The organism is Actinospica robiniae DSM 44927 (assembly GCF_000504285.1).
GTDB lineage: Bacteria > Actinomycetota > Actinomycetes > Streptomycetales > Catenulisporaceae > Actinospica > Actinospica robiniae.
In genome coordinates, this window is record NZ_KI632511.1 from 3,001,773 (window position 1) to 3,025,527 (window position 23,755).

Below are 23,755 nucleotides of genomic sequence, written 5' to 3' on the forward strand. Positions count from 1 at the left end.
ACGTGAGGAAGCGGGCACCTCGATGGCGGCGGATACGGGAGACGGCGAGGCCGGCGCACGGCGGGCCGACGCTGCCGCGGCGCCCGGCGAGGCCCGGGAGCCGGCGGTCGACGAGTCGGAGCTCGACCGCATCTGCCTGCACAACCTGCTCTCCGCCAGCGCGGACAACATCTACTTCAAAGACCGCGACTCGAACTTCCTGCGCGCGAGCGCCAGCGCCGCCGCGTACACCGGCGCGAAGGATCCGGCCACGATGATCGGCCGGCCGGCGTCCGCGTACTTCACCGAGGAGCAGGCGGCGGCCACCGTCGAGATCGAGCAGATGATCATGCGCACCGGGACCGCGGTCACCGACCACGAGGAATCGCACATGCGCTCGCCCACGGGCGACGAGGTGTGCCTGAGCACGAGCAAGCAGCCGCTGCGCGACTTCGACGGCCGGATCATCGGCACCTTCGGCATCAGCCGCGACATCACCGCCCGCAAGAACGCCGAGAGCGAGCTGGTCGCGCGCACGGCCGAGCTGGACCGGGTCGGCCGGGAGCTCAGGATGCTGATCGACACCAGCCCGGACCCGATGTCCCGGTTCGACCGGGAGCTGCGCTGCTCCTACGCGAACCCGGCGGCGGCGGAGCTGACCGGGCTCTCGCTGGACGCGATCCTGGGCCACACCATCGGTGAGATGGGCTTCTCCGCGCAGTTCACCCGGGACTGGGACGACGCGCTGCGGGAGGTGCTGGAGACCGGCGCCGGGGTGGAACGGGAACTGAGTCTGCTGGCGGGGGGCCGGGAGATCTTCCTCAACACCCGCTTCGTACCCGAGGTGACCGAGGAGGAGGGCCGGGTCCGCAGCATCCTGACGGTGAGCCGGGACCTGACCGAGCGGCGGCGGATCGAGCAGGCGCTGGCCGAGCGGGCCGTACGCGATCCGCTCACCGGCCTGCCCAACCGCACCCTGCTGGTGAGCCGGATCAAGCAGGCGATCGAGCTGGACGCCGACCGCGGCCGGCTCGCCCTGCTCTTCCTCGACCTGGACCGGTTCAAGCTGGTCAACGACGGGCTCGGGCACGCCGTCGGGGACGAGCTGCTCACCGCCGTGGCCGGCCGGCTGCGCCAGGCCGTGCGCCGGGGCGACCTGGTGGCGCGCTTCGGCGGAGACGAGTTCGTGGTCCTGTGCGAGAACCTCGAGGACCAGCGGGAGGCGGCCGTGGTCGCCGAGCACGTATGCCAGAGCCTGACCCCGCCGTTCTCCTGCGCCGGCAAGCAGGTCCACATGAGCGCGAGCATCGGCATCGCGCTGTCCGAAGGCCGCTCGAGCACGGCGGATTCGCTGCTGCGCGACGCCGACGCGGCGATGTACGAGGCGAAGGCCTCGGAGAGTGCCACCGGCGGCTACCGCTTCTTCGCGCCCGCGGCCCGCAAGACGGTCGTGCGCCGGGTGGACCTGGAACACGAGCTGCGCCGCGCCGGCGAGCAGAGCGAGTTCGAACTCGTCTACCAACCCGTCGTCGAGCTCGCCGACGGGCGGGTCACCGGCGCGGAAGCGCTCATCCGGTGGCGCCATCCCGAGCGCGGCCTGCTACCGCCGGCCGAGTTCATCGGGATCGCCGAGGACTCCGGCCTCGTCATCCCGATCGGCAGGTGGGCGCTGGAGACCGCCTGCCGGCAACTGGCCGAGTGGGACCGCGCCCAGCCGACCGGCCGGCGGCTGAACATGGCGGTCAACCTCTCCCCCCGGCAGCTTTCGCACGACCCTGACCTGGTCGACGCGGTCGCAAACGCGCTCAGCCGCAACGCCTTGCCGTCGAGCCGGCTGTGCCTCGAAGTCACCGAGACCGCAGTACACCGGGCCTCACCCCTGGCCCGCTCGTCTCTCGAAACCCTGCCGGCGGCCGGCGTGCAGTTCGCGCTCGACGACTACGGCACCGGCTTCTCCTCGCTCGCCCACCTGCGCGACGTCCCGGTCGCCGCACTGAAGGTCGACCGCCTGTTCGTCGCAGGCCTCGGCGCTCGCGGAGACGACGCGATCGTCGTCGCGGTCATCACCCTCGCCCATGCACTCGGCATGAAGGTGGTGGCCGAAGGGGTGGAGACGGCACAGCAGCGCGCCCGCCTGCTGGAGCTCGGTTGCGACTACGGACAGGGCTTCCTCTTCTCCCTGCCGCTCGAGCCGGAGGCGTTCTCGTCTCTCCTCGACGACCCGGCGGGCGCGTGCCTCAACCCGTGAGGCGTCGGCTATCGGATCCGCGCCAAGACCTCCCCTAAGACCCGCAGGTCCGGCCCGCAGGTCCGATCCGTCGGCGCGGTGACTTCCGTCCGGCGGTTCCGTTCAGTTCCGTTTCTTCACCGCGGTGCCCTCCGCCCCGCGGCGGCCGATCCTGCTGCCCGACCCTTGACAGCCCTCTGGCGCGCGGCCACACTGCCCATGGTTACGTAACCATGAACTGAATCAAACACAATCAGACACTCCTCGGTTCGTTTTCCGATCGGAGCAAACATGTCCACTCGTGCAATGTCGCACCGGGTGCATCGGGTACTGACGCGGGTCGTGCTGGTCGCGAGCATGGTCGCGGTGTCGGCGGCGTGGGTCGCCGAGGCGCAGCCGGCTGCGGCGGCGACCAACCAGTTCAAGGGCGTCAACTGGGCAGACACCCGGGACAACTACAACTCCGGGTGGGTGATCCCGGACGGCCTGAGCGCCTCCGACACCTACGCGCAGGTCTACTCGGTCGCGAACACCGACGTGAAGGCCTTCCAGGCCAACCTCGGCGCGAACACCGTACGCCTGCCGATCAACCCCCCGTCCGTCAGCCAAGCGTGGTGGAGCGCCTACCGCGGCGCGATCGACGCGGCGCTGGCCGACGGCATGAAAGTCATCATCGCCTGCTGGACCGAGAGCTCCAGCGTCGGGACGATCACGAACATGTCGGCCTGGCAGAGCATGTGGAGCACGGTCGTCAGCGAGTACGGCAGCAACGCCAACGTGTACTTCGAGCCGCTGAACGAGCCGTACGGATACTCGGCGAGCCAGTGGATCTCCATCGCATCGTCCTGGCTCTCCGAGTTCCCCAGCGTCCCGCACGGGCGCGTGATCGTCGCGGGCACCGGCTACGACGACCACGTGACCAGCGAAGGCGCCTCATCCGCGTTGAGCGGAACCCTGCTATCGCTGCACTACTACAGCACTTGGAACAGCTACACGACCGAATCGGCCTGGGTGTCCGACTTCAACAGCCGCATCGGCGGCTACGCGAGCCGGACGATCGTCACCGAGTTCGGCGCACCCATGACTACCGGCATCAACTATCTGACGAACCATGGCAACGGCCAATACCAGTCGTATCTCGCCGCAGTCACCGACACCGCCCGCACCGACTCGATGGGGTCGGTCTACTGGGCCGGGTTGAAGACCGGCGACTCGTACTCGATGGAGTCCCACAGCGGCAGCAGCCTGTCGAACAACAACGCCTCCGGCGTCACACAGGTCCGCTGGGGCTGGGGGTACTGATTCCATCCCCCGCGCGGCGGCGGCCCGCACGCCGCCGCCGCGCACTCGCCACACCCGCCATACCCGCCACACCCGCACATCGAACCTCAGGGAGACACGAACACCATGAGACTGCCCACGTGGCGCCGCACCGCCGCCCTCGCCGTCGTGACCGGCCTGCTCGCCATCGGCGTGACCGCGACCGCGTCCGGCGCGTCCGGCTCATCGGAACCGGCGGCGAAGTTGGCTCCTGCGGCGCCGAGCAGCTTCGACGGCGTGAACTGGGCCGCCCCGGGCGACAACTACGCCAGCGGCCCGGTCGTGCCGAGCGGATTGAGCACCTCCGACAGCTACGGGACCGTCTACCGGATCACGCAGAGCATGGTCTCCGGCTTCCGCAAGAATCTGGGTGCTGACACGCTGCGGCTGCCGATCAACCCGGCAAGCGTCGGGACCGCGTGGTGGAAGTCCTACCGCGCGACGATCGACGCGGCGACCGCGGCCGGCGACAAGGTCATCCTGAGCTACTGGGACGAGAAGTCCTCGAACGACGGCGTCATCGACGACACCGCCGCCTGGAACCAGATGTGGGACACGGTCACGGCCACGTACCGCAGCAACCCGCGCGTCTTCTTCGAGCCGATGAACGAGCCTTACGGTTATACCGCCGCGCAGTGGATCCAGATCTGCACCCAGTGGCTCGCCGACCGCACCGACATCCCACGCGGCCGCGTCGTGGTCAGCGGCACCGGCTACAACGACAACGTCACCGCCGTCGGCGCGAGCGCGGCGCTGGACGGCACGCTGCTGTCGCTGCACTTCTACGGTTACTGGGCCGATTACACCACCGAAGCCGACTGGATCAACAACCTGCTTCCGCGGATCGGCGGCTACGCCAGCCGTACGATCATCGACGAGGCGGGCTCCCCGATGACGATCGGCTTGAACTACGGGGCGCACAACGGAAACGTCTCCACCGCTTATCTGGCCGCGACCACGGACATCGCCCGCGGCATGGGTATGGGTCTGGTCTACTGGCCCGGCCTGCGCACCGGGGACTCCTACTCGATCGAGAGCGTGAACGCCGACGGCCGTCTGGTGGACAACAGCGCCTCCGGCGTCGCGCAGCTCAAGTGGGGCTACGGCTTCGGCAGCGTTCCGCCAGTCAACGACCAGCCGGCCGCGCCTCCCGGCGTTCAGATCAGCGGCACCGCATCCGGCCGCTGCGTCGACGTGCCGGGCTTCTCGACCACCGCGGGCACGCAGCTCGACCTGTGGGACTGCAACGGCGGCGGCAACCAGACCTGGGACCTGACGAGCACGCACGAGCTCTCCGTCTACGGCGACATGTGCATGCAGGCCGGCACGTCGACTCCCGTGGCGGGCTCGGGCGTAGTCATCGAGAGCTGCACCGGCTCAGCCGCCCAGCAGTGGACCGTCAACACTGACGGCAGCATCGTCAGCTCCGCTGACAGCACGCTGTGCCTCGACACCACGGGCGCGGCCACTGCCGACGGAAGCCTGCTCGACGTCGCCACCTGCGACGGTGCGGCGAGCCAGTCCTGGAAGATGGGCTAGGGGACGCGATGCGCAGGCCGGGCACCGGCGATCTGAAGATCATGGCCGAGTACGAGTGCTACTCGTTCTGGGTGGAGAAGGCGGGATTCCGCGACAACGTCGATCCGGCCTCGCTGGGCGTCCCGAAGGAGTTGGCCGCCGACATCGACACGTGGGAGCGCGCCTACGAGGCGACCTACGTGCCCGATGACCCGGCCAAGTCAGGATTCGCGAACGACGCGGTCGAAGCCGCGTTCAACGCGATCGGCCTGCGCCTCGCAGCCCGGACCGCCGAGGTCCTCGGCCCCGGCTGGACCGTGACGTACTACGACACGCTCGCCAAGGAGCTCGTCGCCGTCTCGAACCCACCGTACAAATCGGCGAGCACGTCGAAGAACACGACGAGCGCCGCTCGATAGGCTGACTCCGAACCCGTGCCGTAGCCGACGACCAGCCCCTGGCTGCCATCGGCAGGCCGTGTGGCGGCGTGGCCCGCGTGCCAGTGCTCTGCCAGACCACTGAGCGCGAGACCGCGCCGCCGCGCCGCCTCGATCACGTCGGCCTCCCCCGGACCGTCCTGCGGCAGCCGCACCAGAACATGCTGACCCGCGCTGATGCCCGCCGCGCCGAGTCTGGGCAATCGCGCGAGCCCTTCGATCAGCGCGTCTCGACGCCGACGGTAGCGCGCGCGGCCGAGGCGGATCTGCCGGTCGTACGCGTGACTGTTGATCAGCTCCGCTAGCGTGAGCTGGCCAGGCGCCTCCACCTGCAGCGTCGTCAGCCGCAACTGCTCGATCACCGGGTCCACGAGCGTGGCGGGGAGCACCAGCCAACCTAGGCGCAGTGCGGGCGCGAGCGCCTTCGCGCAAGTGCCCGCGTAGACGACGTGCTCGTGATCCATCCCCTGCAACGCGCCGACCGGCTGCCGGCCGTAGCGGAACTCCCCGTCGTAGTCGTCCTCGATCACGACTCCGCCGCTCGACCTCGCCCATTCGATCAGCAGCCTGCGCCGGGCGGGTGCCAGCGTCACACCGGACGGGTACTGGTGGGCCGGAGTCACGACCACCGCGGCACAGTTCGGGGACCGTCGGCCAGAGCCGAGACCGGAGACGTCGGCGCCATCGCCGTCGACGGGCAGCGCGACGATCTCTCGACTTGCGTTCGTCACGATCTCGCGGTGGAACGGCAGGCACGGATCCTCCATCCCGAATGCACCGGGACCCAGCGCACGCGCCAGCAAGCTCAGGCCCTGTACATACCCTCCGACCACGACGATCCGCTCCGGGCTTGCCGCGACCCCCCGCGCCCGGCCGAGATAGTCGGCGAGCGACGCGCGCAGCTCGGGTCGCCCGCGCAGGTCACCGGCGTACCCGAAGGCCGAGGACGGCGCCGCGTTCAGCGCTCGGCGCGCCGCCCGCAGCCACACCTCGACCGGAAACGCCGTCACATCCGGCGTCCCCGGCACAAGATCGTGCGGCAGCGGTGCCACGGAACGCGCGGACCGGCGGGTCCCGGCGTCCGGCACGTGCGCGACCGTCGTGCCCGAACCATGCCGCGCCAGCAGATACCCCTCCGCCACCAGCTGGTCGTACGCCGCACTCACCGTCCCCCGCGAAAGGCCCAGCTCGGCCGCCAGCACCCGCGTCGCCGGCAACCGGCTACCCGCCGCGAGCCGTCCCGAGCGGATCGCGGACCGCAGCGCGCGCTCCAACCCGTCCCGCCGACCCTCCCCGGCCGCGAGGTCGAGATGCAGGTCAACGCCCGACCCCGTAGAAGTGGACCAATCCTTGCGCATAGAAGTGGACCTTAGCATCGGTCCACTCCGCGCGTAGATTCGAAGACATGACAACGAACACGAACACCGCCGCGACCGCCGCCTACGTCCCAGCCCCGGCCCAACGCGTGGCCGCCGACAAGCTCGCCCCCGCCGCCATGCGCGCCATGAACGCCCTGGACAAGGCCACCGCCGAATCAGGGCTCGAGAGCGGACTCAAGGAGCTGGTCCGTGCCCGCGCCTCCCAGATCAACGGCTGCGCCTACTGCGTCGAGACGCACCTGACCGACGCCCTGTCCGGCGGGGAGCAGCAGCGCCGCGTCCTGCTCCTTCCGGTCTGGCGCGAGACGGGCCTGTTCACCGCCCGGGAACGTGCCGCGCTCGACCTGACCGAGGCCGTCACCCGGCTCTCCGACGGGCCCGTCACGGACGAGGTGTGGGCCGCGGCCGCCCGCGAGTTCGAGGACACCGAACTGGCCGAGCTGGTCTGGCTGATCACCACTATCAACGCCTGGAACAGGGTGAACGTTGCAGCACATGTCTGGCCAGTTGACTAAGCCGGCAGTGCGCCGACGGGGAGCGTCGCAGAAAAATGATTTTCTCCGGTGATCCGACCGCGCCTTGATCGGCCCATGCCGCGAGGAACGGGCGTGATCATGGATGCCAGCCGGCTGCCGTCTCCGTCGACGCGGTGGGCGATACCCAACCTCATCGGCTCCTCCTTCGCACAGGCGCCGGCCGTGACCACGCTCACCGCGGTCACGGCCGCCCTCGCCGGCGCGGCGCCGGTCGGCAGCACCATGGCCATCGGCGAACTCGTGGACGGACCCACCTCGGCGATCGGCCATGGCGTCGCCATCCATCAGACATCTCGAGGATCCCGGGTACATCAGCCGGTTCGGGCGGGCCCGCGGCGACGGCACCATGGACATGCCCCCAGGTGAGGCGATCTTCGGCGAGCTATTCCGCCTCCAAGCCCGTTACTTCGTCTGGACGAAACCAGCGCTATGCCCTCGTAAGCATGCTCACCCGACGAACGACTCGGCATCGACCACCCCAGGCCTATCCGCCAGGTCCATCCGCCACACGTTCGAGGGCATGAAATGACCCTTGGGGTACTCGAACTCGCACTCCTCGACGAGTACGAACCCCGCCTTGCGGCAGACCGCGTTCGATGCGAGGTGGTCTATTGAGGGAAACGCTTGTAGAAAACGGTGCCTGCCGTCGGCTTTAGCCTTCCCGACGACCGCGCCGGTCGCCGCTACCGCCAGGCCGCGCCCCTGGAACTCCGGCAGGATCCCATAGCCAGTCTCATAGGCCGGCTCACCATGCCACTCGTGATCCCAGTAGCCGGTCGACCCCACAACCTCGCCTTCCGGCAGCACGATCCGAAACATGTTCCCATTCGCATCCGGGTCGAGATAGCGCCGGTGCCGCGCGACGAGCTGTTCTTCGGTCTCCGGACCGCCGAGGTACTCGGTCATCGCGGGCGTGTTCGTCTTACGAAGCAGCTCCAGGTCGCCCTCCGACCAGGGCTCAAGGCTCACTTGGGGAACATAGATCGTTGCCATAGAGACAAGATATGCAGAGGGTCCGACAACACGCAGCCGCGAAGCACGGCCAAGCTCTAGCAGAATCAGCCGCCACGTCGGGCTTTCCCACCCTCGGGGCTCAGAAACTTGCCGAGTCAGCGCTCGCCCCGGCCCCTGCACCGGGGCGAGCGCATTCAGATGGCAGAGGTCAGGAGCAGGCAACGCCGTTGAGCGTGAAGCTGCCCGGCGCGGCGTCGCTCGCCGACCACGTGCCCTGCATGCCGACACCCGTGAGGGTCCCACCGGCAGCGATCGCGCCGTCGTACGACAGGCTCGTGAGGGTGACGGTCGTCCCGCTCTGCGACTCCGTCGCCCCCCACGCGCTGGTGACCTTCTGGTCGCCGGCGTACCGATAGGTGACGGTCCAACTGCTGATGGCGGAACTGCCGTTGTTCGTGATCGAGAGGCTGGCCGTGAAGCCGCCGGCCCACTCGCTCTGGTTCGCGTAGGTGACGTGGCAGCCACCGGCCGGCGCGCTCGTCGTCCGCGAAGCCGACGGGCTGGCGGAAGCGGAAGCCGAGGCGGAGTGCGAAGCAGAAGCAGAAGCAGACGCAGACGCAGACGGCGACGCCGAGGCCGAGGCCGAGGCCGAGGCCGAGGCCGAGGCCGAACGCGAAGCCGACGCAGAGACAGACGGCACAGCACTCTGGCTCGGCCCGTTGGCGATCAGCGCGTAGGCGAGCGCCGGGTCGAAGGTGCCGGCAGCATCCGCGCAACCGTCCGACTCGCCGGGCGGCTTGATCCACAGGTAAGCGTCGACCGCCGAGTCGCCCGTGTTCGCCGTGGGCGTCTGGCCGAGCGCGCGCCCACTCGGGTCGCACCAGGGGTCACCCGAGGCAGGGCCGTTCCCGTTGCGGCTGGTGTCCACGACGATGTGCAGGTTCGACGGGTTGCCCAGCGCGGCCAAGACCTGCTTGTCGAAGGAGACCTCGTCGGAGGTCGTCATGAAGTTGGAGACGTTGGAGAAGATCCCGTCCGCGCTCGTCTTCACGCTCGCCGCGTTCAACGCGGCAGCCTGGGCGGAGGCAGAGTTCCAGCTGGAGTGCCCCGCGTCCATGTACACCTTGGCGGCCGGGTCGGCGGTGTGAATCGCCTTGCCAGCAAAAGCAAGTGCGTTGTCGCGGTCCGTAGCCTGCTGCGCAGAGAGGCAAGTCTGCAGCGCGAGCGAGTCCGGCTCCAGGATGACGATCACCTGGTGGGTCCCGAGTCCATTCGCGAAACTCTGAATGTAAGTCTCGTAGCTGGCGATGTCCGGCGCACCTCCAGCCGAAGCCCCGCCGCAGTCCCGGTTCGGAATGTTGTACATGACCAGCACCGGCGTCTTCCCCGCCGTAGCCGCTGCGGAAGTGATCGCCGAGGCATCCGACTGAACAGTCGACGGGCTGTAGTTGGAGAACCAGATCCCCTGCGGCTGCGAAGCAATCCGCGAGGCAATCGCCGGCTCGCGCGAGTCGCCGGCGTTAGCCGCATCCCACTGCACCACGGCGGTGTTCGGGTCGACGTAGAACTGGGTGCTGCCGGCAATGCTCCCGGCGACAGCAACACCGCTCAACTGCGTCAACCCGGCAAGCGTGACCGTAGCGAACACCGCAGCCCCGGTAGCAGCCGCGCAACGTCGCCTCCGCCCCGCAGCAGGCGTTCGCCGAGGTCCCTCTTCAGCAACTTTCGGTACACGCATCGCTTTCCGTCCTCTCCTGGCACAACGGGCTGCCAGACAGTATCCGGACAAGGCCGCAACGTAAACGCTCGCCATCTCCCGGCCATCCCCCACCCGCCGACACCCATCCGTACCCGCCACAATCACCCCTACCACCAGCGCTTTCCCTCCAGCAGCGCAAGTAAGGCCTAGATCATCTGCGCCAGAGCCGAATAACCAGCCGTGAAACTTACTTACACCCCCAACCCCAATACCGACCGCCCTGTCATGTCGCCAACTACCTGACCCTCAGTCAGCTCTACAGTGACTAACCAGCACTTCAGGCCGCCCGCAAGGGCACCCCAGCGCACCCCGCCACGACAGCCAATCAACGACCATGAACACCCAGCACCGCCCCATCTATCCTTCCCGCCGTCGCCGACACGCTTGCCACGGGCCTTCGACTCTCGCCGTTCGCGCCTGCCGACCCCCCAACCCCCACTCCAGGCTGCCGATGGCGCGCGCGAGTGCTCAATCCCGGCGGCGCCGCAAACCCGGATCCACAACAGCTTCGCCTCGGGGGGCCAGATGGAATTCGATGTGCCGGGTTGCAGGCGTTCTCCGGCTGTCGGTCGTGGTCAGCAGGCACTAGATCTCGGGGACGGTCAGCACGGTCACAGTTGCCGGCCATGCCCGGCACCAGCAAGGCACGCACGTACGCTTCCGCGTTCGATCGCAGGTCACACCGGGCAAAGACGGGCACGAGCAGTCGAGTCAGCTCCGCGAAGCGCTCCTCGAACCCTCCCGCAATAGTGGCCGAGCAGGCCGTTCCTTGATCAGACCGAGTCACAACACGATGATCACGGAGCGGCCTGCGCTCGTTCGAGCCACTTCACGGCCCGGAAATCCTTGCAGCTCAACGACACCCACTGCGTGTCAGCCGACGAAGTCGACGTACTAGCTTTCACCGGTCGCCTGACCGGCACGACGTCGCCTCATCAACACGAATCCGGCGCCGGCCGCCAGCGCGAGGACCACGAGGGCGATCAGTGCGATGACCCCCGACATGCCGGAGCCGCTTGAGCGGACGTCGGCGACAGCGGCGGTGCGCGGCGATGGGACGGCCGCGGGCGAGGAGGACCTCGCCGAGGGGCTGGCGGCGGATGCCGACTGGCTGGGGCTCGGGCTGGCCTTGGGGCTCGGCGCAGCGGAGTGAGTCGGCGACGGCGCCGGTGTCCGGGAACTGACCACCGACGACTTGCTGCCGCCGGAGCCGCTGCTGGACACGCCGCCTCCGCTGCCGGTACCGCTGCCCTTGCTGCTCGCCTGGGCGTTGTCGTACGACCAGTAGAGCAAGGGTCCGTTGAGATATTGCGGGAATGCGGTGTCGTCGACGTAGCTCGCGGCGCCCGAGAAACCTTCGGAGGTGTAGCCGGCGGATTGGAAGATCAGCGCGATGTCGATCGTGAGCGTCCTCTTAGCCGGCACATCGATCGCGATGAGGTTCGTCTTCCAGCAAGGGCTCGCACACAAGGGGTCGCTGGAGGAGCCGTGGTCCCGCGACAGGGAGGCCCCTCGCCACGCGCCGCCGTCGACGCGCCACTGGAGCGTCGGCTCCGGCGGGTTCTGCCCATTCTGGAGGAGCACCACGTCGAACCCGCTGACCGGACAATCAGCGGAGCTGCTGTTGCGCAAGGTGACCGACTCGATGGAGCGGGCTCCCGGAGAGAGGGCCTCGACGCCACCGCCGGACGCGGACATCGCCAGATCGCCCGAGCCGCAGCTCGCCGCAGTCGCCGGCGTGACCGCGAGGCTCGAAGGCGCCGAACTCGCGGCCGCGGCAGCGGCCACCGGCCCCGCGACCGAGGCGAATGTCAGACACAGCACCACCGACAGCGCCGCTCGCACGCGCACCGCCCCCACCTCCGGTCAATGACTTCCACACTGAGACATCGCATGGTATCCCTACCGAACAGCGGCGCCACGCGATTTACTGCAACTGTGCCGCGACCAGTGATGAGCCGCTCGCCAGACCACGTCTGCCTCAGAGACCCGGCGCATCTCGCCACGCCGCTCTTCGAACGCAAACACAGCCCGGGCCGGGGCTCCCGAGGCCCCGAAGGCTTCGCGCAGCGCGGCAATGGCCTGGCGGCTGTACTACATCGCGGGCCTCAGGGCACGAGGTCGAAGAAGTCGAGGCAGTGCGGAACCGGTCACTGACGCAGTATCCCCACACGCGAATCGGCACGCCACACCTTTACCGATCGACAACCAAGCAGGTCCAGCCCACGCAGCCTCTGGCTGGTCCCCATACGTGAGCCAACCCCGAGATGAATCACGTACGCGGCCACACGCCCCGTCACGCAGGAGCCGCAGGCGACCCACAGCATTAGCTCCTGACCAGCCTGGATGTCGGCTGCCCGCAAAGTCCGACTGGGCCGCACGCTACTGCCCATGGGCGGCCTCAGGCAGCGGCCGCGGACCTCACCGTCGTCGACTGCGGCTGCGCTCCGGTCGTCGCTGCGGCAAGCACCTTCTCCAGCTCGGATGCGAGGATCTCTTGCAGACACTCCATTGCCGGAGTGCGGGCGCCGCCGGCCCGGTCGACGATGTCGACGCGACGCGCCAGCCGTGTCCCGGACAGCGGCAGCAGTCGAACTGGCCGGCCCAAGGCGAACCCGGCGACGAGGCGTGGGACCACAGCGATTCCCACGCCGGCCGCGACAAGGCCGATCATCGCCTGGTAATTGTTGGTCTCTGACACCACTTCTGGAGTGAATCCGGCCCGGCGGCAGGCCTCGTTGAGAGCAGTACGGCACAGTGAGGGCCCGGGTGCGATCCACTGCTCGGCCGCGAGGTCGGCCAAGGGCACCGGGCCGCGCCGCATCGCGACCGCATCGGCCGGAACCGCGACCGCCATGCGGTCCACGGCCAACGAGGCGATCCGCAGGCGCGGATCGGGCGGTGTAGCCACGGTCGGGTAGTCGTAGCAGACCGCGAGATCGACGTCTCCGGCCTGCAGACGCGGCAGAGCCTGTGGCGGATCGAGTTCTGTCATCAGGACGCTGACTTTTGGGAACCGCTCTCGCAGGGCACCGACAGCGGCCGGGACGAAGGTGGCCACCGCGCTCGGGAACACCGCCACCCGCAGCGGACCGCTGTCCGAACGAGAAAGCGCTGCCAGTTCGCGCCGAGTCTCGGCGAGACCGGCCAGCAGGGTCTCGACGTAGCGCAGGAACACCTCCCCCGCAGAGGTCAGCCGCACCCGACGGCTCGAGCGCTCCAACAGCGCGCAGCCGAACTCCTGCTCCAAACGCGTGATGTGCTGGGACACAGCCGGCTGGCTGATCTGCAGCGCGGTGGCCGCAGCGGTAAAAGAACCCTGTCTCGCCACCTCGCGGAAAGCCCGCAGCCTTGTGGTGTCCATTCCCCCTGCCATGCCGGTGAGAGTAGAGCGCGAAACGGCGTCGCGCCCCGGATTCGCTCCCGTGCGCCGGGTGAGAATCCGGGACGCGCCCACGGCCCCCGGGATGCGGCTCAGGGTTCCCGGGTCAGCGCGGCCGGCTGGTACGGCGGCGTCAGATAGCGCCGAAGTACTGGTTGTAGCCGCCGTTGAAGTACCAGGTGTCGATGCTGGTGCCCTGCCACGGGCTGTCGCCGTTCACGTCCAGGTACAGCCCGCTGGACTGGCTCTCGATCGTCCAGTCCGAGGTCGAGCCCGGCGTCAGCTGGGTGTACCACAGCTGCGTCGAGGCGCCGAGGCAGGTGAACTGGTAGACCTGGTCGCCGGCGACGTTGTCAGTGGTCAGGCACATCCCGCTGTTGTTGTTCTCGATCTCGTAGACGTTGGTGCTGTACGGGATGAAGGTCCAGGACTGGTTGGCCCCGCCGTTGGCGACCCAGTCGATGACCCCGCCGCCCAGCGAGGTCGAACCGCCGCTCACGTCCAGCAGCAGGAACGCGGTGTTGTCCGGCGTGATGTGGATGGTGAATCCGGTGGAGGCCTGCGCCGAGGCGGCGCCCGCGACCACGCCCGTCGCCGCCAGCGCAACCGCCCCCGCGGCCGCCGCGATCCGCGTCCGCCGGGTGCGCGCGACGCCGGTGCTCATACCGATCTTCATCTCTTGTCTCCCCCTCCGCAGCGGCCCTTGTAGCCGCCGTCGAAAAACAAGAGCCGCGACGGCGCGCTGTCGTAGGGATAACTTCGCGCTTATGGAGAACCGGGTGGCGGAGTGCTCCATGCCGAGGGGGAGACAGGACGGGTTCTTTTCGCCGGACAACGGACAGCGGGCACACAAGCCGAGAGCGGCGGCGAGGCAGGCCGAGCCGGGCCGGCTGGCCGGCTGCTAGGTGCCGGTGGCGGTGTGGACCCAGCTTTGGTAGTCCGGCTCGCTATTGCGGACGCTGGCGCAGGCGGCGGTCTCAGCGCTGCCGCGGTACCGCTTGATCAGGCCGGCCACGTCCGGGCGCTTGAGGATCACCGTCTCGAACACGGCGGTCCACTCGTACTCCTCGGTCGTCTTGCCGTCGGCGCCGCGCCAGGTGGTCAAGCGCTTGCCGAGGAGGCGGGCTCGCGCCGCGGCCTCTCCTGCCACTGCCGCGTGCACGGCGGAGTGGGCGTCGTCTTCGGTGGGGAATCCGGCGATGATCATTACGCAGTCGTCCATGGTGGGACGCTAGGCTTCGCGGCCCGGGGTTCGCGCCCGCAGGCGACCGTTCGGGTAGCCGCAGGCGGACGGGCCGATGCCTTGCTGAGGGACGCGGCGCGGGGTGCCGAGCCTGGATGGCGCGGCACCCCGCGATGCGATGGCGGCTAGGTCAGCGGCCTTCTAGGCCCTTGACGTTGTCACCGAAGGTCCAGCCCAAGGAGCCGTCCCAGTTGATCGACCAAGTCATCAGACCCTTGATCTGGCCGCTCACGCTGCTCCAGGCCTGCGAGACGAGCGACGGCGTCATGTATCCGCCGCCGGCGCCCGGCTGGGCGGGCAGGCCCGGCACCTGGTACTCGTAGGGCACCTTGATCGTCGTGCCCTGGATGGTGAGGCCGTTGTTCAGGCACTGGGTCTGGGCTTGGAAGCCCTGCACCGTGGCCGCCTCGTAGGAGTCGCCGGAGCAGCCGTACATGCTGCCGTTGTAGTACTGCATGTTCAGCCACCACAGGCGGCCGTCGTCCATGTACTTCTTGATGATCGGCAGGTATGCGCCCCAGATCGATCCGTACGTGATGCTGCCGCCGGTGACGTAGGCGGTCTCGGGGGCCATGGTCAGGCCGAAGTTCGAGGGCATCTGGGCGAGGATGCCGTCGATGATGCGCTCGAGGTTCGCCTGCGAGGTGGACAGGGTATTGATGTTTCCGCTGCCGGTCAGGCCGGTCTCGATGTCGATGTCGATGCCGTCGAAGTTGTACTCCTTGAGGATCGGCACGATCGTGGAGACGAACTTGTCGGCCACGGTGCTGGAGCTGAGGTCGATGCCCGCGGCCGCGCCGCCGATCGACATCAGGATCGTGGCGCCGGCCGCCTTTTCGGCGCAGTAGTCGGCCGGGGTGTCCACCTTCACGTTGGTGTCCATGCCGTCCTGCCACTCGGCGGTGCCGTCGGACAGGATGACCGGGAAGGCGGCGTTGATCACGTTGTAGCCGTGCTGCTGGATCCGCGGGTCGTTGATCGGGATCCAGCCGAGCCCGGGGTGCACGCCGTTGAGCGCGCCGTCCCAGTTCTCCCAGTAGCCCTGGATCACCTTGCCGGTCGGCCGCGACTTGACCGCGCAGGTGCTGGGGCCGGACGAACCGGTGCTGCTCGCGGAAGCGGAAGCGGAAGGAGAGGCGGAGGCGGAATGCGAGGCCGAAGCGGAGGCGGAGGGCGATGCGGATATGGATGCGGAAGCGGAAGCGGAAGCGGAAGCAGAGGCGCTGTGCGACGCGGAGGCGGAGGCCGAAGGGCTGCTGCCGGCGGGGCCGGTCAGCGCGAGGTTGTCGGCGTAGTACGTGCCCTGGCCGTACCAGCCGTGCGTGTAGACCGTCACAGACGTCTGCGAGGCGCCGGTGGTGAAGGTGGTCGACAGCTGGGTCCACGAGGTCGCCGAGGGGGTCCAGTTGTCGGCGCCGCCGGTGATGCCCAGGTAGACGTATGCGCCCTCGAATTCGCCGGACAGCGTGTACGAGGTGTTCGGCTGCACGGAGACCGTCTGGGTGCACTGGGCGTCGTCGGAGGCGGACGCGGCGCCGGCCAGCGCGTAGGTGTCGCCGCTGTAGACGGGGCTGGTGACGACGGAGGCGGTGCCTGCGTCGCAGGACCAGCCGGCCAGCGTGCCGGTGGTGAAGCTGCCGTTGGTCAGGATGTTGGTGCTCGCCGCCTGGGCCTGGGCGGCGAACACCGCGCCGCCGGCGGCCAGGGTGGCGGCGGCCGTCGTCGCCAGCGCGGCGCGCATGCGCCTGCTCGGCGCTTGGTTTCGCGTCATGGGTGGGTCTCGGTCCCTTCACGGTGACGGCCCCTGACGCCTCTTCGCGCCGAAAGGTACCGCACCACGGAAGATTGGACTAGACCAATAGCGACGTCAAGCCCGCTGACCTTAAGAGACGGTCAAGTAGGGCTTGTCGAAACCGTCGAGGCCGGAGGGCCGGCCGGCTCAGTGGTGACCACCACCGCCGCCGCCGTCGAATCCGCCGCCGCTGTGGTGGAATCCACCGCCGCCGTGATGGAATCCACCGCCGCCGTGATGGGATCCGCCGCCGCTGTGATGGGATCCGCCGTCGTGGCCGGGATGGCCGTACTGGTCCATCGCGTGGTGCGTCGCGTCCAGGGTGGAGCGGATAGCGGACCAGACCGCGGTCTGGGGCGCCGAAATCGGCGAGTTGTCGGTGGACAGGGCCGCGTCCTGCGTGGATGGCCCCGAGAGGTCCAGGGGTCTGTCGCTCTCGTCCCACGTGCCGATCTCCTCGATCCGTGCGCGCTCGGCGGCGCCCTTGTACAGCCTCCAGGTGAGCCCGGCCACGCATATCGATCCGGCGAAGGCCGCTTGCTCCGCGGTCACCTCGCCGGTGGACGTCGCGATCACGTCGAGTCTGCTCTTCGCTTCGGCCACCCGCGCGGTGTCCACGACGATCCAGCGCCGGCCACGTGAGATACCCAGTACCTTGCGATCCTCGACGCGGAGCACACCGGACGCGGCGAGATATTCCAGATACGTGACGGCCAACGTGACGGGCCGACCGCTCACCCACTCCCGTGCGGTGGGCGGTACTTCTTCTCGGCCGAGCGCCCTGAGCGTCGCGTTGACGGGAGCGTCGCCGGGCAGGTCGCCGACGTCGTTCCGGTCCAGAACGATGATGTGCCCTGAGTCGTCGATCTCGATGCGCCCGGCCTCGGCGAGTTGCGCGAGTTCGGCGCCCCCGAGTGCGAAGTGCACCCCCACAGACGCGACGGCGCGTCCGTTCCGCTTGATGGCCAGCAGAACGACGTCCTCCCCTATTGCATACATGGTACTGATATACCCGGTGCGGCCCCGGCATACCAGCCGTGCGCTGCCCGGCCCACGCGACAGGGGATCGGGCAGCGCGACGTCGGTCTCAGCGGGCTGTGAAGCCGCCGTCGACCAGGTGGTAGCTGCCGTGGATGAACGAGGCCCGCTCGGAGAGCAGGAACGCGATCAGCTCCGCAACCTCCTCCGGGCGGCCGAGCCGGCCGGCCGGGTGCATCGCGGTCAGCTGCTCATAGGCGGCCTGGTCCATGCCCTGCAGCAACGGCGTCTCGATGAAGCCGGGGCCCACCGCGTTGATCCGCACGCCCTTGTCGGCGTACTCGAGCGCAGCCGACTTGGTCAGGCCCACCACGGCGTGCTTCGAGGCCACGTAGGCGGCCGATCCGGCCCAGCCGACGGAACCGAGGATGGAGGCCGTGTTGACGATCGCGCCGCCGCCGGCGGCCAGCATCGCCGGGATTTCGAAGCGCATCGAGTAGAAGACACCGTCGAGGTTGACTCCGGTGACGCGGCGCCATACTTCGAGGTCGTATTCGCCTACCGGCGTCGAGTCCGCGCCGATGCCTGCGTTGTTCACGGCCAGGTGCAACGCCCCGAAAGTGTTGACCGCGAAAGCGACGGCCGCTTCGAGCGACTGCGGGTCGGCGACGTCCACCTGCACCGCCGCGGCTTCGCCGCCGTCGGCCTTGATGTTCTCAACAGCCTGCGACGCGCCCTCGATGTTGAAGTCGGCCACCACGATCTTGGCTCCGCCGGCCGAAAGGCGACGCGCCACGGCGAGGCCGATGCCGGAGGCCGCGCCGGTCACCAGCGCCGTCTTGCCCGAGAATTCCGTCGTATTGCTCATCTTGCATCACTTCTTCTGGTTCTGGTTTGTGCTGAATCGCTCAGGCGTTGGGCAGGATGACGGCTCGGCCGTTGACCTTGCCCTCGTGCAGCCGCTCGTAGGCCAGTGGGGCTTCGTCGAGCGAGTACGTCTCGGTGTGCACGGAGACGAGGCCCGCCCGGGCGAGGTCCAGCACCTCGAACAGCTCGCTGCGGCTGCCCCAGTAGGGTGCCTTGACCGACGCGTCGAACGGCGTGTGGCCGAAGCCGACCGGGAGGCCGGCGCCGCCGATGCCGACGATGGTCGCGTCGCCCTCGACCCCGACCGACTGGCGGGCGATCTCGACCGTGGGCGCGATCCCGACGAAGTCGAAGACCGCCGCCGCACCGCGGCCGTTGGTCAGTGCACTAACCCGACCGGCCGCCTCGCCGTCGGAGAGGAACGCTTCGTGCGCGCCGACTTTGCGGGCGAGGGCGAGCTTGTCCTCGCTCACGTCGAGCGCGACGACTTGGGCGGCGCTCATCGCGCGCAGCAGCTGGATCGCGACGTGGCCGAGGCCGCCGGTGCCGATGACCACAGCGGTCGAACCGGGGACGAGCTTGGGCAGCGAGGACTTGATGGCGTGGTACGGCGTCAGGCCCGCGTCGGTCAGCGGCACCGTCGCCACCGGGTCCATGCCGGTGATCGGGACGAGGTGGCGGGCCGAGTCCACGATCATGTACTCGGCCATGGATCCGGGCGCGCCCAGTCCGGGCGGCATGATGCTCAGCTCGGCGGCGCGCAGGCAGTAGTTCTCCTTGCCCTCGGCGCACTTCACGCACGTGCCGCAGCCCCAGGGGCCGTACACGGCGACGGAATCGCCCTCGGCCAGGCCGGTCACTCCGGCTCCCAGGCCCGCCACAACGCCCACTCCCTCGTGGCCGAGGGTCAGCGGCAGAGCGTAGGGGAAGCCGTCGGCGGGCCAGCTCATCACGGCGATGTCGGAGTGGCAGACGCCCGCCGCCGTCACCTTCAGCAGGACCTGGCCAGGGCCGGGCTCGGGGTCGGGCACGGTGACGACCTCGGGGGCCGCGCCTATCTCACGGTATTGCAATGCCTTCATGGTTCACGCACCTTTATTGCTTTGCTGTGCTGGTTTCGGCGGCCATGTCCTCGGCCGCCTGTTCGACGAGGGCCCGGTAGGCTTCGCGCACCCACGCACGCAGCCCGGCCACCTGGTCGTGGTCCTGCCGCGCCCATGCGCGCAACGCCGCCGTCAGCGTCCCGGCCGCCGCCCACACCACGATCGCAGGGCGGAAGTCGGACGCCGCGTCGCAGCCCATCCGCGCGGCCGTGATGGCCACGGACTCGTCCTGGGCGTCGACCCGGATCCGCTCGTAGGCGGCAAAGAGGGTCGGCTCCATCTCGGTGAGCCGGACCAGGTCGCGCCAGCGGGCGTAGGCGACGGCGTCGAGGCGCTCGTGCTCGGCCAGCCATTCGTCGACGGCCGCCCGGTAGGCGGTCAGCGGCGGCTCGTCGGCCGGACGCGCACGCAGGGCCTCGTTGATGCGGACGCCGTCGGCGCGGGTGGCGTCGAGCACCGCCTCCTCCTTGCCGGCGAAGTGCCGGCTGAAGGTGCGCCGGGCCACGTCGGCCCGTTCGGCGATGTCCTCCACAGTGACCGCGGCGAGGCCGTGTTCCAGGACCAGGTCCGCCGCGGCAGCCGCTATGGTCCGGCGGGTCTCGCGCGACCGCAGTCGCCTGCGGTCTTCGGAGGTGCGGTCGCCGCCGCTCTGCGTCCTCGTCATGCTTCCAGCGTACGCTTTGGTGTCCCAGTGGGACATATGTCTGGACGAGACATATGTCTCAGCGAGACATTATTCGCCGCGGGCGCCGCGCGCGCCGCGGACCAGCGCCTGCCGAACCCGAGCCGCCTCCCGGGTGAGGTGATCGCGCTCCGGAACGCTGACGGCGGTGCGGGATGCCTCGGCGTACAGATCGGCGGCGCGTTCGAGGTCACCGGCGCGTTCGGTCAGGTGCGCGAGCACCGCGTTGTAGCGGGCGAGCTCGGGGCCCACTCCGGCCAACGCGGCCAGCCCGGCCTGCGCTCCGTCGGCCTCCCCGACAGCCACCGCGCGGTTGAGCCGCACTACCGGGCTGCCGGTGAGCGCCAGCAGTTCGTCGTACCACTCGACGATCTGCACCCAATCCGTCTCGGCTGCGCTGCGGGCGTCCGCATGCAGGGCGGCGATCGCGGCCTGCGCTTGGTACTCCCCCAGCCTGTCCCGGGTCAGCGCCGCCTGCAGGATCGCCACTCCCTCCGCGATCAGGTTGGTGTCCCAGAGGGACCGATCCTGTTCGGCCAGCGGCACCAGGCGGCCGCCCGCGCCGGTGCGCGAGGCGCGGCGTGCGTGGTGCAGCAGCATGAGCGCGAGCAGCCCCGCGACCTCGGGAGCGTCGGTCAAGGCGGCTAGCTGCCGGGCCAGCCGGATCGCCTCGGCCGCCAGGTCGACGCTCCCGCTGTATCCCTCGTTGAACACGAGGTAGAGCACGCGGAGCACCGTGCCCAGATCGCCGGGTTGGTCGAGCGTCGTCCCGGCGATCCGCCGCTTGGCCCGGCTGATCCGCTGCGCCATCGTGGCCTCCGGCACGAGGTACGCCGCCGCGATCTGGCGCGTCGTCAGGCCGCCGACGGCCCGCAGCGTCAACGCGACCGCAGAGGCCTGCGGCAGGCTCGGATGCGCGCACAGGAAGTAGAGCCGCAGCGTGTCATCCGTCGCGGACGCCGGGCCCACGGGCGGCTCGACCTCGAGGGCGAGCTCCCGTTTGCGCCGCGACGCGTCGGACCGCGCGGCGTCGAGGAACCTGTGCCACGCGACCGACACCAGCCACGCCTTCGGATCACGCGGCGGGTCCTCGGGCCAGGCCTCCAACGCCCGGACCAGGGCGTCCTGCACGGCGTCCTCGGCCGACGCGAAGTCCGCTCCGCGTCGGACGAGGACGCCGATCACCGCGGGCACAAGCTCCCGCAGCAGCAGCTCGTTCACTCGGTGGCCGACGGCGCGTCGGCCAGGAACGGCCGAACCTCGAGCCACTCGTGGATCGGCCGGCCGCCGGCGCCGGGCGCGGCCGAGAGCTCGCCGGCCAGCTCGACCGCGCGCTCCCAGCTCTCCACGTCGATGATCATCCAGCCGGCGATCAGGTCCTTGGTCTCGGCGAACGGCCCGTCGACCACCGGCGGGCGTCCCTCGCCGTCGTAGCGGACGAACGCCCCCTCCGGCGCCAGCGCCTGGCCGTCGACGTACTCGCCGCCGCGTTCGAGCCGGGCCGCGAAGTCGTACATGTACTGCATGTGCGCGTCGACCTCCTCCGGCGTCCAGCGGTCCATCGGCACGTCGTTGACCGCCGCGGGCGCGCCGCGGTAGTGCTTGAGCAGCAGGTACTTCATGGCGGTACTCCTTCTTCCCGGTGCGGCCGGTCGCGGCCGCTCGTCCCCCTGGGACGGAGCCGCCCTCCCATTCTCGACAACATCAGCAAGAAAATTTCACTCCGACCCACCCCCTCCACTGGGCGCGGTACTGGGGAGGATCGCCGGGGCACTCGCGCGGCGGCCGGGTTTGTTTGACCCGCAAACGAATCTGAACGTTCACTGCTGGAAAGAAGCACGTACTCCGCCGAGACCTCCCGAGGTAAGACAGTGCTCAGATTCTCGCGTCAACCGGACCGCCGACGAAGGGCCGTGGCCGCGCTGGCCGCCGTGGCCGCCGCCGGCCTCGCGGCCGCCACACTCACCACCGCGGCTTCGGCCGCCGCCCAGCCCGAAGCCACGGCAGCGGCCGTCGGCTCGGGCTACTGGCACACCTCCGGCAGCCAGATCCTGGACTCCGCCGGCAACCCGGTGCGCATCGCCGGCATCAACTGGTACGGGTTCGAGACCACCGACGAGCTGGCCCACGGCCTGTGGGCGCAGGACTACCACAGCATCGTCGACGACATCAAGAACCTGGGATACAACACGATCCGGATCCCGTTCTCCGACCAGATGGTGGAGAGCTCCTTCGTGCCCAGCAACCTCAGCTACTACGGCAGCACCGGCCCGATCAACACTGATCTCAAGGGCCTGACCTCGATGCAGATCCTGCAGAAGATCGTGACCTACGCCGGGCAGGACGGGCTCAAGGTCATCCTGGACGACCACCGCTCCGAGGCGGGCAACACCGCCGAGGCCAACGGCCTGTGGTACACGAGCACGTACACGAACCAGGACTGGGTCAACGACTGGGTGACCATGGCCACCGCGTTCGCGAACAACCCGACCGTCATCGGGTTCGACCTGCGCAACGAGCCGCACACCCCGGCCGGCGACACCTACGCCCAGGGCGCGACCTGGGGCACCGGCGACACGTCCACCGACGTGCGGCTGGCCTATGAGGCCGCGGGCAACGCGATCCTCAAGGTCGATCCCAATGTACTGATCTTCTGCGAGGGCATCAGCGAGTTCCCGGACAGCGCGGCCACCGGCGGCTACGACTCCACCTGGTGGGGCGGCGACCTGCAGGGCGTGGCGCAGTACCCTGTCACGCTCAGTTCGGCCGGCCACGTGGTCTACTCCGCGCACGACTACGGCCCGGACCTGTTCCAGCAGACGTGGTTCAACTCGTCCACGACGTCCGCCAGCCTGGACGCGGTGTGGAACCAGTACTGGGGCTACATTCCGCAGCAGGGCATCGCTCCGCTGTGGGTCGGCGAGTTCGGCACGGACAACACCGCGGCCGACGTCTCGAGCAGTGCTGCGGGATCGCAGGGCCAGTGGTTCTCCAGTCTGGTCTCGTATATCAAGTCCAATAATCTGAGCTGGACCTATTGGGCGCTCAACGGCGAGGACTCGTTCGCCCTGCTCGACAGCCAGTACGATCCGACACCGGCACTGGCCGCCAAGCAGTCCCTGCTGGCCACGATCCAGTTCCCGCTATCCGGGACGGCGACTTCCCCGAGCGCGAGCGCGACCTCCGCATCGCATTCGGCCTCGCCATCGGCCTCGGCGAGCGCGTCGCCCAGCCATTCCGCCTCGGCCTCGGCCTCGCCATCTTCGAACCCGACGACGCCATCGTCGGGGACGTGCACGGCGACGGTCACCACACAGAGCTCGTGGGCCGGCGGGTTCGTGGACAACATCACGGTCACCGCGGGAAGCAAGGCACTGACAAGCTGGATCGTCAGCTTCGCGTGGCCGGGCGACCAGCAGATCACCAGCTCGTACGGCGGTACGGCGACTCAGTCCGGCAAGAACGTGACGATCACCAACGCCTCGTACAACGGCACGGTGGCCGCCGGCACCTCCGTCTCCAACATCGGTATCCAGGGCACCTGGTCGAGCAGCGACGCGCTGCCGACCAGCGTCTCCTGCAGCTAGCAGATCAGTGAG

21 protein-coding genes are annotated in these 23,755 nt (G+C 69.1%); 7 read left to right on the plus strand and 14 right to left on the minus strand.

What is annotated here, in order from left to right; genetic code table 11:
* Positions 1-22 precede the first annotated feature (22 nt).
* The 4 genes from ACTRO_RS12905 to ACTRO_RS12920 all read left to right on the plus strand — a co-directional run bounded on the left by ACTRO_RS12905 (position 23) and on the right by ACTRO_RS12920 (position 5,463).
* Entirely contained in the window at positions 23-2,227 is a 2,205-nt protein-coding gene (locus ACTRO_RS12905; protein ID WP_051450757.1) for a sensor domain-containing protein, read from the plus strand.
* Between the two features lie 270 nt (positions 2,228-2,497).
* The gene (locus tag ACTRO_RS12910; RefSeq protein WP_157436116.1) at positions 2,498-3,508 is read left to right on the plus strand and encodes a glycoside hydrolase family 5 protein; all 1,011 of its coding nucleotides are present in this window, start codon (positions 2,498-2,500) and stop codon (positions 3,506-3,508) included.
* A gap of 105 nt (positions 3,509-3,613) precedes the next feature.
* Complete coding sequence (locus tag ACTRO_RS12915) at positions 3,614-5,065, plus strand: ricin-type beta-trefoil lectin domain protein (protein ID WP_034263367.1); 1,452 nt, start codon at positions 3,614-3,616, stop codon at positions 5,063-5,065.
* Between the two features lie 8 nt (positions 5,066-5,073).
* Positions 5,074-5,463 (plus strand): hypothetical protein, encoded by a 390-nt coding sequence (locus ACTRO_RS12920; protein ID WP_034263369.1) that lies wholly within the window; start codon positions 5,074-5,076, stop codon positions 5,461-5,463.
* On the opposite strand, the gene pdxR is transcribed toward ACTRO_RS12920, so the two are convergent.
* Positions 5,370-6,839, minus strand: a complete 1,470-nt coding sequence (gene pdxR, locus ACTRO_RS12925) for a MocR-like pyridoxine biosynthesis transcription factor PdxR (protein ID WP_051450758.1) — start codon at positions 6,837-6,839, stop codon at positions 5,370-5,372. The two genes, ACTRO_RS12920 and pdxR, sit on opposite strands and share 94 nt — an antisense overlap.
* Positions 6,840-6,886: 47 nt before the next feature.
* Between pdxR and ACTRO_RS12930 the strand changes: the two genes are divergently transcribed.
* Both ACTRO_RS12930 and ACTRO_RS12935 read left to right on the plus strand, forming a co-directional pair.
* The gene (locus ACTRO_RS12930; RefSeq protein ID WP_034263372.1) at positions 6,887-7,375 is read left to right on the plus strand and encodes a carboxymuconolactone decarboxylase family protein; all 489 of its coding nucleotides are present in this window, start codon (positions 6,887-6,889) and stop codon (positions 7,373-7,375) included.
* 93 nt (positions 7,376-7,468) lie between these two features.
* Positions 7,469-7,762 carry a hypothetical protein gene (locus ACTRO_RS12935; protein ID WP_034263373.1) on the plus strand — a complete coding sequence of 98 codons (294 nt, stop codon included), beginning with the start codon at positions 7,469-7,471 and terminating at the stop codon, positions 7,760-7,762.
* An 81-nt stretch (positions 7,763-7,843) separates the two neighbouring features.
* Here ACTRO_RS12935 and ACTRO_RS12940 read toward each other — a convergent pair whose 3' ends face one another.
* From ACTRO_RS12940 to ACTRO_RS13000, 13 genes are all read right to left on the minus strand, one after another.
* The gene (locus tag ACTRO_RS12940) at positions 7,844-8,389 is read right to left on the minus strand and encodes a GNAT family N-acetyltransferase (protein WP_034263374.1); all 546 of its coding nucleotides are present in this window, start codon (positions 8,387-8,389) and stop codon (positions 7,844-7,846) included.
* 169 nt (positions 8,390-8,558) lie between these two features.
* Positions 8,559-10,163, minus strand: coding sequence for a glycoside hydrolase family 6 protein (locus tag ACTRO_RS12945; RefSeq protein WP_084317064.1), 1,605 nt, complete (start codon positions 10,161-10,163; stop codon positions 8,559-8,561).
* An 840-nt stretch (positions 10,164-11,003) separates the two neighbouring features.
* On the minus strand, positions 11,004-11,960 hold the full coding sequence (locus tag ACTRO_RS43270; protein WP_157436118.1) for a hypothetical protein: 957 nt from the start codon (positions 11,958-11,960) through the stop codon (positions 11,004-11,006).
* A gap of 550 nt (positions 11,961-12,510) precedes the next feature.
* Positions 12,511-13,485: a LysR family transcriptional regulator gene (locus tag ACTRO_RS12955; RefSeq protein WP_084316222.1), complete on the minus strand. Its 975-nt coding sequence runs from the start codon at positions 13,483-13,485 to the stop codon at positions 12,511-12,513.
* 139 nt (positions 13,486-13,624) lie between these two features.
* Positions 13,625-14,167: an RICIN domain-containing protein gene (locus tag ACTRO_RS12960; protein ID WP_034263375.1), complete on the minus strand. Its 543-nt coding sequence runs from the start codon at positions 14,165-14,167 to the stop codon at positions 13,625-13,627.
* A gap of 225 nt (positions 14,168-14,392) precedes the next feature.
* On the minus strand, positions 14,393-14,713 hold the full coding sequence (locus ACTRO_RS12965; RefSeq protein WP_157436120.1) for a hypothetical protein: 321 nt from the start codon (positions 14,711-14,713) through the stop codon (positions 14,393-14,395).
* A gap of 151 nt (positions 14,714-14,864) precedes the next feature.
* Positions 14,865-16,505 carry a glycosyl hydrolase family 18 protein gene (locus ACTRO_RS12970; RefSeq protein ID WP_157436122.1) on the minus strand — a complete coding sequence of 547 codons (1,641 nt, stop codon included), beginning with the start codon at positions 16,503-16,505 and terminating at the stop codon, positions 14,865-14,867.
* Between the two features lie 168 nt (positions 16,506-16,673).
* The gene (locus ACTRO_RS48055) at positions 16,674-17,525 is read right to left on the minus strand and encodes a GOLPH3/VPS74 family protein (RefSeq protein WP_084316224.1); all 852 of its coding nucleotides are present in this window, start codon (positions 17,523-17,525) and stop codon (positions 16,674-16,676) included.
* Positions 17,526-17,613: 88 nt separating this feature from the next.
* Positions 17,614-18,372, minus strand: coding sequence for an SDR family NAD(P)-dependent oxidoreductase (locus ACTRO_RS12980; protein WP_034263379.1), 759 nt, complete (start codon positions 18,370-18,372; stop codon positions 17,614-17,616).
* A 40-nt stretch (positions 18,373-18,412) separates the two neighbouring features.
* A complete protein-coding gene (locus tag ACTRO_RS12985; protein WP_034263381.1) occupies positions 18,413-19,453 on the minus strand; it encodes an NAD(P)-dependent alcohol dehydrogenase in 1,041 nt (346 codons plus the stop codon).
* Positions 19,454-19,466: 13 nt separating this feature from the next.
* Positions 19,467-20,138, minus strand: a complete 672-nt coding sequence (locus tag ACTRO_RS12990; protein WP_034263382.1) for a TetR/AcrR family transcriptional regulator — start codon at positions 20,136-20,138, stop codon at positions 19,467-19,469.
* Positions 20,139-20,207: 69 nt separating this feature from the next.
* Positions 20,208-21,377: an RNA polymerase sigma factor gene (locus ACTRO_RS12995; protein ID WP_034263383.1), complete on the minus strand. Its 1,170-nt coding sequence runs from the start codon at positions 21,375-21,377 to the stop codon at positions 20,208-20,210.
* Positions 21,374-21,778, minus strand: a complete 405-nt coding sequence (locus tag ACTRO_RS13000; protein ID WP_034263384.1) for a YciI family protein — start codon at positions 21,776-21,778, stop codon at positions 21,374-21,376. Before ACTRO_RS13000 ends, ACTRO_RS12995 begins: the two co-directional genes overlap by 4 nt.
* A gap of 291 nt (positions 21,779-22,069) precedes the next feature.
* Here ACTRO_RS13000 and ACTRO_RS13005 point away from each other — a divergent pair, with 291 nt between their 5' ends.
* Positions 22,070-23,743: a cellulase family glycosylhydrolase gene (locus ACTRO_RS13005; RefSeq protein WP_051450762.1), complete on the plus strand. Its 1,674-nt coding sequence runs from the start codon at positions 22,070-22,072 to the stop codon at positions 23,741-23,743.
* The last annotated feature ends 12 nt before the right edge of the window (positions 23,744-23,755 follow it).